The sequence below is a fragment of the Chitinivorax sp. B genome (assembly GCF_005503445.1).
In the GTDB taxonomy this organism is placed as follows: Bacteria; Pseudomonadota; Gammaproteobacteria; order Burkholderiales; family SCOH01; genus Chitinivorax.
Window position 1 is genome coordinate 156,007 of the sequence record NZ_SCOH01000003.1, and the last position, 12,590, is coordinate 168,596.

Below are 12,590 nucleotides of genomic sequence, written 5' to 3' on the forward strand. Positions count from 1 at the left end.
ATGGATGGCTAGACATTAGCCCGGCCAACCTGCCGACCGGTCACGAGTTGGGTTTCACCATTACACGTTGACGACGACTTTCGGCAAGGCATAAACCGGATGCCACTGATACATTCAGGCTTTCAACCGTGCCAAACATCGGGATGCTCACCATGACATCGCAATGCTCACGGGTTAACCGGCGCAAACCACTTCCTTCCGCCCCCAACACCCAAGCCAGTGGCCCGGTCTGTTCGAAATGGAATAGGTCGGTTTCACCATCAGCAGCCGTTCCTGCAACCCAAATACCACGATCTTTCAGATCGCGAAGTGTTCGCGCAAGATTGGTCACTGTCACATACGGCATGACTTCGGCGGCACCACAGGCTACTTTGGAAACCGTCGCATTAACCCCGACCGATTTATCCTTGGGGGCCACTACCGCATGTGCACCCATGGCATCGGCCACACGCAGGCAGGCACCCAGGTTATGAGGATCCGTGACACCATCCAGCACCAGCAGCAACGGCGGCTCCGCCAAACTGTCCAGAACATCATCAAGTGTCACATGGCTTTTGCCTGCGTCAATCAGAGCAGCGACCCCTTGGTGCCGCCCAGCTCCAACCAAGCCATCCAAACGTTGCATGTCAACAGGAATAATACGAACCCCGGCGCGTGTTGCAGCGTGCTCGACATCTTTGGCACGAGGGTCATGCCGCTGTGTCAGCAAGTAGAGCTCCATCACACTATCGGGAAAGTGGCGCAGACGCGCATTGACGGCATGAAAGCCGAAGATAAGTTTTGAGTTCAAGCGGGTTCCAGCGATTTCGGCTTCAGATCAGGAGGATGGTCATTGTGACGCTGGTCTTGATAAATGCCAAGCGCGGTGAACAACAAATCGATTTCTTCTGATGGCTTGGGCTCACTAAACATGAAGCCCTGCACCAGATCACAACCATTTTCACGCAGGAATACCAACTGCTCCATCCGCTCCACCCCCTCGGCCACAACACTTAAACCAAGCCGCTTCGCCATCGCGATGATCACTTCAGTAATGGCAGTATCCTCTCCATCTCTCGGCACCCCAGCAATAAAGGAACCATCGATTTTCAGATTATGGATTGGGAAGTGCTTCAAATTGTTCAACGATGAGTATCCTGTACCAAAGTCATCGATTGATAATTGCACACCCATTGCCTTCAACTCAGACATGATCTCAATCGCCTCCTCGGCATCATGCATAATCATGCTCTCGGTAATCTCCAACTCCAGCCAATGCGGTTCCAACCCAGATTGCGCCAATGCATTGCGTACCGACTGCACCAGACTGAACGGCCTGAATTGACGTGGTGAAAGGTTGACCGCCATACGAATGGGAGGATACCCGGTATCCTGCCATTTCTTGGCTTGCCGACAGGCCGTTAGCAATACCCACTCACCAATCGGTACAATTAGCCCATTCTCTTCAGCCAACGGAATGAAACGGACAGGTGCAACCAAACCCAATTCGGGATGCCGCCAACGGATCAAGGCCTCCATGCCAATGATGCGATGTTGCAGCAGCTCAACCTGGGCTTGGTAGTGGAGCTCGAATTCGCCCCGTTCCAGCGCATAACGCAAGCTGTTCTCCATGACCAGATGCTCCAGCGCCAGTGCATTCATCTCCGATGCAAAGAATTGATAAGTGTTCTTGCCCAACTCCTTAGCCCGATACATGGCGATGTCGGCGTTCTTGAGCAAGGTTGCGGCATCATTACCATCCTCCGCTCCCATTGCAATACCGATACTGGCGGTGACAAACAACTCCTGCCCTTCCAGCACGAACGGCTGCCCCAACGCGTGAAGCAAGCGCTCTGCCACGCCGGCCACATGTTGTACATCAGTAATGCTTTCCATCACGATAGTGAACTCATCACCACCCAGACGGGCAATCAAATCCCACTCTTTAACGCAACGCTTGAGCCGTAATGCCACCTCTTGCAGCAGCAAATCCCCCGCCTGATGGCCCAAGGTATCATTGATGGTTTTGAATCGATCCAAATCGATGAACAGTACGGCCAATTGATGTGCATGCCCATATAGGCGAGCCAAAGACTGCTCCAAACGCTCATTCAAGCGTGCACGATTGGGCAAGCGAGTCAACACATCATGATTGGCAAGAAAATGCAGACGCTCTTCGGCCTCTTTACGACTGGTGATGTCGGAAAACACGCCAACATAATTCGAAATACGGCCCTGTTCATCACGGACAGCACTGACACTCATCCAGGCAGGATAAGTCTCGCCGCTACTTCGGCGATCAATCAACTCCCCTTGCCAGTGACCCGCGAGTTCCAAACTCATCAGGATGTCCCGATTGATGTCACCGGAATCATGCCCCTCCCGGAACATTCTCGATACCTTGCCAATTGTCTCATTTCCAGCAAAACCAGTAATTCGGCTGAATGCCGGGTTGGTAGCGATGATTTCGGCATTGGCATCAGTAATCAGGATGCCTTCCTGAGCATTGTCAAATACCTTGGCAGCCAATCGTAACTGCCGCTCCTGCTTCACGCGTTCGCTAATATCAATCAACATACCAATGATGGCTGGCCGCCCATTGAATTCAAAGCGACGCCCATGGGCCTCCACATCAATCAAATGCCCATCTCGATGCCGTACACGAAAGGTATAACGCACATGATCCACTTCACCCACCAGTCGACGGCGATGATTCAACTGCACGACAGACCAATCATCCGGCGCGATCAGATCAATCACCGTCATTCCAATGATGGCGTGCTGGTCAAAACCCACCATCTCAGCCAGTGTAGGATTGGCATAGTGCAGGATGTCGTCCTGTACGATATAAAAACCCACCAACGATAGCTCGACCAAGGCCCGAAACTTTCCTTCGGCCTGCTGCTTGGCTTGCTCAGCCCGCTTCAGTTCGGAGATATCACTGAAGATAGACACTACATTGGTGATCAGTCCTTCCGATTGCCGTAGAACGAAAACGCTTAACCAAACCGGAAATACCTCCCCCGACTTGTTACGAACTGCATATTCGCCATGCCAGTAACCTTGATCCTGTAACTGGAGACGCACTTGCTCGCACTGAACCTGCGATACAGCATGTGTGATGACCGAAAGTGGTTGGCCGCGAATCTCCTCATCACGATATCCCGTGATGTGCAGAAAAGCCTCATTTACAGACTGCACGCATTCATCTGCGCCAGCCACGCAGATGGCATCAGTGGAATGCTGGAAAACTCGACCATACAGTTCCAGTTGTCGCTCGGTCTCCAACCGCTGGCGCATATCCAGAAACAAGCCAAAGGTGGCTACTTTACCGTTGTAATCAAATCGACGGGTGTGTAGCTCAACATCAATAGAACTGCCATCTCGATGGCGCACTTTCACGCCGATACGCCGCCCCGGACCACGATGATGCGCATCTGCAGCAAGTTGCTTATGCAGCATGATCCGGTCCTCCGGCCAGATCAGCGACGCAAACGCACGACCGGAAAGCTCCTCGACACTAAAACCAACCATATTGGCCAGCTCGGGGTTGGCATAAACCAAGTTGTCATTCTGGATGATGGCAATACCAGCCAAGGGTGACTCAACCAGCGCTCTGAACCGTGCTTGCGCTGCAATCGACTCCGCTTCGGCCTTCTTCCGTTCGGTAATGTCAATGCCGTTGGCACATAGTCCCACCAACCTGCCAGTACGGTCGTAGAGAGGAAACTTGTTGACCAGGAAGGTATATTGGACGTCATCCAGCTCAAAACTCTCCTCAAACTGAATGTTCTTTCCAGACCCAAGTACTGATGCATCGTTTACCTGCTGACTGCGCGCTTCCTCATGACTGAACAGGTCAGCTGCAGTACAGCCCGCAACATCTCGCTCTGACAGACCGAACAGTTCGGCAAATTCTCGGTTGACCAACAAATAGCGACCTTCCAGGTCTTTGGTGTAGAACAACGTTTGCAAGTTGTTCAATACCGACTGCGCCTGCAAACGGTGCTCATGTAACATGTCCACGGTCAGTCGGCGCTCCTCGATCGTTGCGGCGAGAATCAAGCCAGCACAGGCCATCACAGACATGAAGGCAAACAGGAAGAAGGTCTTCTCAAATCCTGGCATGCCATCTGGATCACCCATCAGCATCGACCAAGCTGCAATGGTTGAGGCCAATAACGCCACCACACCCGCACCGACATGGCCAAAGCGAACAGCCCCCCAAACGATCAATGGAAAGATCACGAACTGCAGTGTCAGATGAGATGATGTGACCCACCCCATTCCGCCAAACACGATGCCACTGATAACGGTTGTCAATAATCCAAGCAAGAAGAGTTCTGGGCCGCGGCGACGCCAGAACTGGCGATCCCGATCCGCAATGGCAAGTATCAGCGGTGTCATCAGCAATACACCGGATACTTCAGCTAACCACCACATCAACCAGGTTTCATTCAGTGAATGGGTATTGAGTGTACTTGGGGAATACAACCCCAACGCACCAAAACTTGCCGAAATAGCTGCATTGAACACGGCCCCGATCAGAATCAGCAAACCCACATCACGTAGTGAAGATAGGATTTGTGATTTGGCCGTATAGACACTCAGTAATCGCGCGCTCAGTCCCGCACCCAGTGTAGAACCCAACGCAATAGCCACTGCACTGGGCCACGGCTGACCTTGATGCCAACCCAGTACTAGACAGACAAGTGGCACGACCCACAACAGGCGCATGCCACCCAACAACAAACCGGCCAGCGCAATACCTGAGGGTGGCCACAACAGCGAAATGGACTGGTCTCCGTAACCGAAGCAATGTCCCAGCATGCTTCCGAGCAACAAACCGATGGCAAATAGCACAGTCCACCCGGCGTTACCTGCCCAGGCCGAATACAATCGACTGCGAAACGCTGCTGCCAACATGCACCTCTTAGCGATAAAACGGATAGCCTGATCACTGCCCTTGACACGAAACGGTCAGGCAACCAACTTGCCAAAGCAATAAACCCTTCACGACACAGCAAGATTCGGTTGTTTTACTTTTTTCAGGACACCAAGACCGAACCGCTTAAATATTTCAGGAAATTTGAATGCAGAGAAATGAATATTATTATTTATCAGGCTATAACCTGATCTTAAACGCAATCCTTCGATAAATAAATAGCATTGCAATTTCTCACCGCATTTTTATACAACGAATTCATTCAGCTCAAGTAACGAAACAATTGGGGCCATACGTAATCAGCGGTCAAATCATTGAGGCATTTCATATGCCCTAACGGGCATTCCCGCTTGAAACAGGGGCTGCATGACACATTCAAAGAAATAGTTTGCGCTGAGTCACTCAACGGTGGCGTAAATATTGGGCTGGAAGAACCATATACTGCCAATACAGGTCGACCCAGTGCAGCCGCAACATGCATCAGGCCCGAATCATTCGTTACCACCGCACGGCTCAGGGACAACAAATCAATTGCTTGCGCCAACGAGGTTCCGCCACACAAATTAAACACATGGTCACCAATGCCGCTTGCTATTGCCTCGCCAATTTCCAATTCTTTTGAGGAACCAAAAATCCAGACTTGCGCACCTGCGGCTACTGCCAATTTACCCAAATCTGCAAAGTGAGCAACCGGCCAGCGTTTGGCAGGGCCATATTCTGCACCTGGACAAAAAGCAACGACTGGGCGGTGACAGGTCAGGTGCTTGTCCCCCATACTGGCTTGCACTTGCTGTGCATCAGCCGTCAATAGCGGGTTGGGTGTCACAACCGAGCCTGATTCATTTTCCGGGGCGGCAAGCCTGGCAAAACGATCTACCATCCGTGGAATCGCTGCCTCATCCAGACGACGCCAGTCATTCAACAAGCCATAGCGTTGCTCCCCAAGGTATCCGGTTCTTTTGGGAATACGAGCAAACCAAGGCACTAACGCAGACTTCAGGGAGTTGGGTAACACGATCGCCTGATCATATTGACGAGCTTGCAGTTGCTGCCCTAAACGAAACCGGTCCAGCAATCGTAGTTGGCCATGTGCAAAAGGGTTGTCCAGTGCCTGGGCAACCTCCGGCATCCTGGCGTGCAACGGCAATGTCCAGGCTGGCGCCAGCACATCCAGCTCCATATCCGGATAGCGTATCGCCAATAAGCGATACAAAGGCTGCGCCATCACGCAGTCACCTACCCACGACGGGGTGACAACAAGAATACGAGTCATACGAACAAGGGAAGGAAGTGAAACCGGCGCCCAAGGCGCCGGCATTGCAGATCAGTGATGGCCGCCCACCTTGGGGCCGCCTTTCAGCTTGTAATCCGTACCGCAGTAAGGACACTTGGCTTCACCCGTTTTTTCGATTGCCAGGAAAACACGTGGGTGCGCATTCCATTTCAACATGTCCGGCATCGGGCAGTGCAATGGCAGATCCTGATCGGTAACTTCGACAACGCGTTGATTCAGTTCTTTGGTTTCAGCCATGATGAGAACTCACTTAACAAACGTTAGCCAGTCGCGGTGCTGCTCCGCCTTACCGGTAACACAGTCAAAATACAGTTGTTGCAAACGAGTGGTAACCGAGCCCCGATTGCCTTCGCCGATCATCCGATTATCCAGCTCACGAATAGGCGTGACCTCTGCGGCAGTACCGGTAAAGAACGCCTCATCCGCAGTGTAAACTTCATCACGCGTAATCCGTTTCTCGACCACTTCAATACCCAACTCACCAGCCAACTGCACGATGGTGTCACGAGTAATGCCTTCCAGCGCTGATGTCAGATCAGGCGTATACAATTTGCCTTTACGGACAATGAAAATATTTTCGCCCGATCCTTCTGCCACGAAACCATCGACATCCAGCAACAATGCCTCGTCATAACCATCCTGTTCAGCCTCACGATTCGCCAGAATGGAATTCATATAGTTTCCATTGGCTTTGGCTTTGCACATGGTAATGTTGACATGGTGGCGCGTGAATGATGACGTCTTTACGCGAATACCCTTTTCCAAAGCCTCAGCACCCAAGTATGCCCCCCACGGCCAAGCCGCCACAATCACGTGGGTTGACAAGGTACGGGCGGAGATACCCATGGCTTCGGCACCGTAAAATGCCATAGGTCGAATATAACCAGATTCCAAACTGTTCTGCTTGATGGCATCCAGCTGGGCCTGATTAAGTTGCGCCTTGGTGAAGGGCAATTTCATACCCAGGATGTGCGCCGAACGGAACAGGCGATCAGTGTGATCCTGCAAACGGAAAATAGCCGGGCCTTCTGCCGTCTTGTATGCACGTACGCCCTCAAATACACCCATGCCATAGTGCAGCGTATGGGTCAGCACATGTGTGGTCGCATCGCACCACTGCACCATTTTGCCGTCGTACCAGATCAGGCCGTCACGATCAGCCATCGACATAATGCACTCCTCGTTGTATTGGTCTCGCAAACTGCTATTTTAACCGATTTCGAATACCCTCGCTGGACGTCAACAAAACACAAGCCCGGCTCTGCCGGGCTTGTGTTTTGGCCAATTAACCACACTATTTACTCTGTACGATGATAGACATCCTCGAAGCGAACGATATCATCCTCACCCAAATATGCTCCCGACTGCACCTCGATAATCTCAAGCGGCAGCTTACCTGGATTCTCCAGTCGGTGGGTTGAGCCCAAAGGAATATAGGTTGACTGATTCTCAGCCAATAAACGTGTGGAATTGTCACACGTCACCCTGGCAGTGCCGCTGACTACAACCCAGTGCTCTGCACGATGATGATGCATCTGCAACGAGAGCTTCTGCCCTGGACTGACGGTGATTCGCTTGACTTGATAGCGGTTACCCGCATCAATTCCCTCATAACTACCCCACGGCCGATATACTCGCCGATGGAAAGTAGATTCGGAACGCGATTCAGCATTCAGTGTCGCAACCACCTGCTTCACATCTTGCGCACGATCTTTATGGGCCACCAGTACTGCATCCGCGGTCTCAACCACTACCACATCATCAAGGCCAATCACCGCAACCATTCGACTGTCCGCGCGAACATAACTATTGCTCACGTCAGACAGGTAGACATCCCCTCGCGACGCATTTCCCTGCATGTCCCGTGATGCTACGTCCCACAACGCCGTCCATGAGCCCACATCACTCCACCCAATATTGGCAGGCACGACGGCAGCATGTTCAGTTCTTTCCATCACGGCATAATCAATCGACTCAGATGGACAAGCCCGAAAAGCGTCTGCTTTGATCCGGCAAAAATCAAGATCCGTCGATACGTCAGACAAGGCGTCTTGGCAAGCCGCTAAAATATCAGGACGGAAACGCGTCAACTCTTCAACAAAACGCACCGCCTTGAACAAGAACATACCACTATTCCAAGCATAATCCCCGCTTGCCAGGAATCCTTGAGCGGTGGTCAGATCAGGCTTCTCAACAAACTGAGAGACCGAAAATACACTGGCACTACCGGAGAGCGGCGCTCCCCGCCGAATATAGCCATAGCCAGTATGGGGTGAAGTCGGTGCAATCCCAAAAGTAACCAAGCTACCAGTCATAGCAGCTTCATACGCCTCAACAATCGCCGTATGAAATGCCATCACATCACGAATAACATGATCGGCAGGCAATACCAACAACATGGCATCGGGATCACGCTGCAGCATAGTCAGCGCTGCCAAGGCTACCGCTGGCGCGGTATTACGACCTATCGGCTCCAGCAGAATAGCCTCAGGCTGGCAATGAATTTCCCGCATCTGTTCAGCAACCATGAAGCGGTGCTCTTCATTGCAAATCAACAATGGTGACGCAAGTGAAGGTAAACCCGTCAGGCGTAACACGGTCTCCTGCAGCATAGTCCGATCTGATACCAAAGGCAGAAACTGCTTTGGCAGTGCTGCCCTGGACATTGGCCACAGTCGGGTACCACTTCCACCACAGAGAATGACCGGATGTAGCCTCATGTTGTTGACCCTTCGCTTACAGACGCCAAACAGTCAGCCCCGCTTCACGCAGCTTGGCCAAATCAAACTGGCTCTTCACATCTACAAACACGCCACCTGCCTTAAGCTTGGTCTGGAAATCAGACAGTGGGCGAGCCAGGAATTCCTTATGCGCCACCGCCATCACCACAGCATCAGCCTGTGGCAGTGCCTCCCATTCAGTCAAGGACAAGCCATATTCATGCTCTGCCTCAGCAGCCACGGGCACCGGGTCATGAACAATGACATCTATGCCATAGCTCTTGAGTTCCGTAACAATATCCACCACCTTGGAATTACGAAGATCTGGGCAGTTTTCCTTGAAAGTGAGCCCAAACACAATCACTTTGGCGCCCTTTACACCTGAGCCATTATGAATCATGTGCTTGACCGTCTGCTCAGCCACAAACTTGCCCATACCATCATTAATACGACGACCGGCCAGAATCACTTGTGGGTGGTAGCCCAGCTTGTCAGCCTTGTAGGTCAAGTAATAGGGGTCAACACCAATACAATGACCACCGACCAGGCCTGGGCGGAATGGCAGGAAGTTCCATTTGGTACCTGCCGCCTGTAGTACCTCTAGCGTATCGATACCAATACGGTCAAAAATCAGTGCCAGCTCGTTCATCAATGCAATGTTCAAGTCGCGCTGCGTATTTTCGATGACTTTCGCTGCTTCAGCGACCTTGATGGAAGATGCCTTGTAAACACCTGCGGTAATGACCGACGCGTAAACCGCTGCAACCTTTTCCAGGGTTTCCGGTGTGTCGCCTGACACCACTTTCACAATACGTGTCAGCGTGTGCTCCTTATCACCCGGATTGATCCGCTCCGGTGAGTAGCCAACTTGGAAATCCACACCCCATTTCATACCGGAATGCTTCTCAAGAACAGGTACACACTCTTCTTCGGTAGCACCAGGATAGACAGTGGATTCATACACCACAATTGCGCCACGCTTCATATTAGCGCCGACGCTTCGACTGGCGGAAACCAATGGTGAAAAATCGGGACGATGTGCATCATCGACAGGGGTTGGCACAGCCACAATGATGAAGTCAGCTTCGCCCAGTTTGCTGGCGTCTGTCGTGGGCTCAAGGCCCGTGGAAGCTTTCAGATCTTCGGTTGACACCTCACCAGTTGGATCAACAAAACGCTTGTAGGCTTCAATCTTATCTACAGACAAGTCAAAACCAATGGTCCGATGTTTTTTGCCGAATTCAACGGCCAATGGCAGGCCAACATAGCCCAAACCGACGACTGCGATCACGCTCATTATTGTTTCCTTACTTGTTTCCAAACTTGATATTTCAAACATTTATCCAGGGCCAAAATCAAACGGGCACCCGATACTATCCCCGCGTCAGCTCTTGGTACAAGATTTCGACAATACGTTCCGCAGCCTTACCATCCCAATATTTGGGCTGACGTCCCTGCTTACCTTGCCCAGCCAACACTTTACGGGCTTCCCGCACAATAGCATCAGGGGATGTGCCAACCAAAGTATTGGTGCCATCGCTAATGGTTACCGGCCGCTCGGTATTCTCACGCAGCGTCAAACATGGCACACCAAGCCCTGTCGTCTCTTCTTGTAGTCCGCCAGAGTCCGTCATCACTACAGCGGCATCTTTCCACAGATTGAGAAAATCCATATAGGACAATGGCGAGGTAGCAATGATGCGATCGCCCAACTCAATCCCGAATTTCTCAATGTTCCCACGCGTACGCGGGTGCACTGGGAAAATTAACGGTAATTCCGTCGCAACCTCACGTAATGCACCAACCAATTTGGTCAGTACTTCTTTATCATCAACGTTCGATGGGCGATGCAGTGTGACAACGCCATACTTGCCGAATTGCCTTTTCAGCTCGACTGATTGCCCAGTCAAATTTTGCGATAGCAATTGGTCACGCTGATAAAATAGATTATCAATCATGACATGGCCAACGAAGAAGACTTTTTCACGTGGCTGGCCCTCTCGCAGAAGGTTGACTTCACCACTCTCTTCAGTCACGAAGAAATAATCCGAAATGGCATCAGTTGCAAGACGGTTAATTTCCTCGGGCATGGCACGATCACCACTACGCAAGCCCGCTTCAACGTGTGCTACCGCGACACCTAGCTTTTTGGCAACCAACGAGCAGGCAATCGTGGAATTGACATCACCAACAACCAAGCAAAGGTCAGGCTTATCCTGTTCGTTGCACAGCGTTTCATAAGCAACCATGATCTTTGCTGTTTGCTGAGCATGGCTACCGCCGCCGGCTTCGAGGTAAAAATCCGGCTTGGGAATGCCAAGTTCCTCGAAAAAGACATCACTCATCTCGCGATCATAATGCTGGCCGGTATGCACAATCCGGTATTCGAATTGATCACTTTGTTTATCCAGTGCACGTACAATGGGCGCCAGCTTCATGAAGTTGGGGCGTGCCCCACCTATCAGATGGATTTTTTTCCGATTCACTTGATTTTTCCGTCACTAAATTGATTTGACAATCTGCTGTTTCAGCAGGACTCGAGCAGTGCAGCCAAGCCATCAGGCAGTGATACAGCCGCTCGAACACTTAACTCATCATTCATTCGCGAAACATAGGTAGCAGATTCACGAATATCGCCATCCCGGGCCGGTAAATGCGCAACCTGCAGTTGTTTGCCCGCCACCGCTGCAAGTGCATCCACCATTTGCAGTAACGTGACACAATGGCCAGTACCAATATTGCACACCCCTTGCAATGGAGACTGAAGTGCAGCGACATTCGCACGCGCCACGTCTTTCACAAAGACAAAATCACGTGTCTGAAGACCATCACCAAAGACAGACAAGGGCTGATTCTGCTTCAGTCGATCAATGAATTTGCTAATTACACCGGCATAAGGCGATCTGGGGTCCTGACGTGGGCCGTACACATTGAAATAACGCATTCCCAGGCTGGAAAAGCCATGTAACTCACGATACAACGCGGCATACTGATCATTGATCAACTTTTCGAGCCCATAGGGCGACATTGGACACGTAGGTGCTTGCTCATCCAATGGCAGATAAGCAGGTGAACCGTACACAGCAGCACTGGATGCATATACCAAGCGCTGCACACCATGGCGTCGTGCTGATTCAATGATATTGATAAAGCCAGTGATATTGCTCTGCGCCGAAAAAGCGGGTGCTTCAATCGACGCCTGTACTGAAACCTGTGCAGCCAGATTCAATACCGCCGTCGCACCGGACATAGCCCGGTCAACAACATCCACGTCGGAAATATCACCCTGGATAAATGTCAAAGCTGCATGTTGGGGTAAGTTGCTAAGTTTGCCGCTGGATAGATTATCAAGTACACGCACTTGAAAACCAGCAGCCAACAATGCATCAACAGAATGGGAACCGATAAAGCCGGCCCCCCCGGTGACGAGGATCATTCAGTACTCCGAAATTTTGTTTCAAAGCCAGCCGAGCTATTGGCTGACACCAAGCGCGGGCGTCATCGACATTGAGACAAATGACAGCTGCTAAATTCTGCCGCAAGGCTCACATAACCGAAGCATACACCGACATTGTGACGCCCCTTGGGGAAACGCCCACAATGATAACATCGGCATGCAAAAAAAATCCATTCCAATTCATTTTGAATATTC

General features: G+C 51.4%; 9 protein-coding genes. All 9 read right to left on the reverse strand.

Translation table 11 applies throughout. The features are described 5' to 3' along the window. Window positions 1–40: 40 nt before the first annotated feature. The 9 genes from rlmB to FFS57_RS03345 all read right to left on the reverse strand — a co-directional run bounded on the left by rlmB (window position 41) and on the right by FFS57_RS03345 (window position 12,374). The gene (rlmB, locus tag FFS57_RS03305) at window positions 41–790 is read right to left on the reverse strand and encodes a 23S rRNA (guanosine(2251)-2'-O)-methyltransferase RlmB (RefSeq protein ID WP_137936335.1); all 750 of its coding nucleotides are present in this window, start codon (window positions 788–790) and stop codon (window positions 41–43) included. Then, entirely contained in the window at window positions 787–4,905 is a 4,119-nt protein-coding gene (locus FFS57_RS26070; protein ID WP_137936336.1) for a bifunctional diguanylate cyclase/phosphodiesterase, read from the reverse strand. The genes rlmB and FFS57_RS26070 overlap by 4 nt, the downstream gene beginning before the upstream one ends. Before the next feature lie 281 nt (window positions 4,906–5,186). Then, window positions 5,187–6,242: a lipopolysaccharide heptosyltransferase II gene (gene waaF / locus FFS57_RS03315; RefSeq protein ID WP_349306714.1), complete on the reverse strand. Its 1,056-nt coding sequence runs from the start codon at window positions 6,240–6,242 to the stop codon at window positions 5,187–5,189. Between the two features lie 6 nt (window positions 6,243–6,248). Continuing rightward, complete coding sequence (locus FFS57_RS03320; RefSeq protein ID WP_137936338.1) at window positions 6,249–6,455, reverse strand: zinc-finger domain-containing protein; 207 nt, start codon at window positions 6,453–6,455, stop codon at window positions 6,249–6,251. A gap of 9 nt (window positions 6,456–6,464) precedes the next feature. Further along, a complete protein-coding gene (locus tag FFS57_RS03325; RefSeq protein ID WP_137936339.1) occupies window positions 6,465–7,388 on the reverse strand; it encodes a branched-chain amino acid transaminase in 924 nt (307 codons plus the stop codon). Between the two features lie 128 nt (window positions 7,389–7,516). Further along, window positions 7,517–8,938, reverse strand: coding sequence for a mannose-1-phosphate guanylyltransferase/mannose-6-phosphate isomerase (locus FFS57_RS03330; protein WP_137936340.1), 1,422 nt, complete (start codon window positions 8,936–8,938; stop codon window positions 7,517–7,519). A gap of 16 nt (window positions 8,939–8,954) precedes the next feature. Then, window positions 8,955–10,235 (reverse strand): nucleotide sugar dehydrogenase, encoded by a 1,281-nt coding sequence (locus FFS57_RS03335; protein ID WP_137936341.1) that lies wholly within the window; start codon window positions 10,233–10,235, stop codon window positions 8,955–8,957. Between the two features lie 76 nt (window positions 10,236–10,311). Further along, the gene (gene wecB, locus FFS57_RS03340; RefSeq protein WP_283204898.1) at window positions 10,312–11,424 is read right to left on the reverse strand and encodes a non-hydrolyzing UDP-N-acetylglucosamine 2-epimerase; all 1,113 of its coding nucleotides are present in this window, start codon (window positions 11,422–11,424) and stop codon (window positions 10,312–10,314) included. A 41-nt stretch (window positions 11,425–11,465) separates the two neighbouring features. After that, a complete protein-coding gene (locus tag FFS57_RS03345) occupies window positions 11,466–12,374 on the reverse strand; it encodes an NAD-dependent epimerase/dehydratase family protein (RefSeq protein ID WP_137936342.1) in 909 nt (302 codons plus the stop codon). Between the last annotated feature and the right edge of the window lie 216 nt (window positions 12,375–12,590).

Bases quoted from the DNA above. Each gene is read 5' to 3' on its own strand.
- FFS57_RS26070 (WP_137936336.1), bottom strand. From the start codon at position 4,905: ATGTTGGCAGCAGCGTTTCGCAGTCGATTGTATTCGGCCTGGGCAGGT.
- FFS57_RS03320 (WP_137936338.1), bottom strand. From the start codon at position 6,455: ATGGCTGAAACCAAAGAACTGAATCAACGCGTTGTCGAAGTTACCGAT.
- FFS57_RS03325 (WP_137936339.1), bottom strand. From the start codon at position 7,388: ATGTCGATGGCTGATCGTGACGGCCTGATCTGGTACGACGGCAAAATG.
- waaF (WP_349306714.1), bottom strand. From the start codon at position 6,242: ATGCCGGCGCCTTGGGCGCCGGTTTCACTTCCTTCCCTTGTTCGTATG.
- FFS57_RS03335 (WP_137936341.1), bottom strand. From the start codon at position 10,235: ATGAGCGTGATCGCAGTCGTCGGTTTGGGCTATGTTGGCCTGCCATTG.
- FFS57_RS03330 (WP_137936340.1), bottom strand. From the start codon at position 8,938: ATGAGGCTACATCCGGTCATTCTCTGTGGTGGAAGTGGTACCCGACTG.
- FFS57_RS03345 (WP_137936342.1), bottom strand. From the start codon at position 12,374: ATGATCCTCGTCACCGGGGGGGCCGGCTTTATCGGTTCCCATTCTGTT.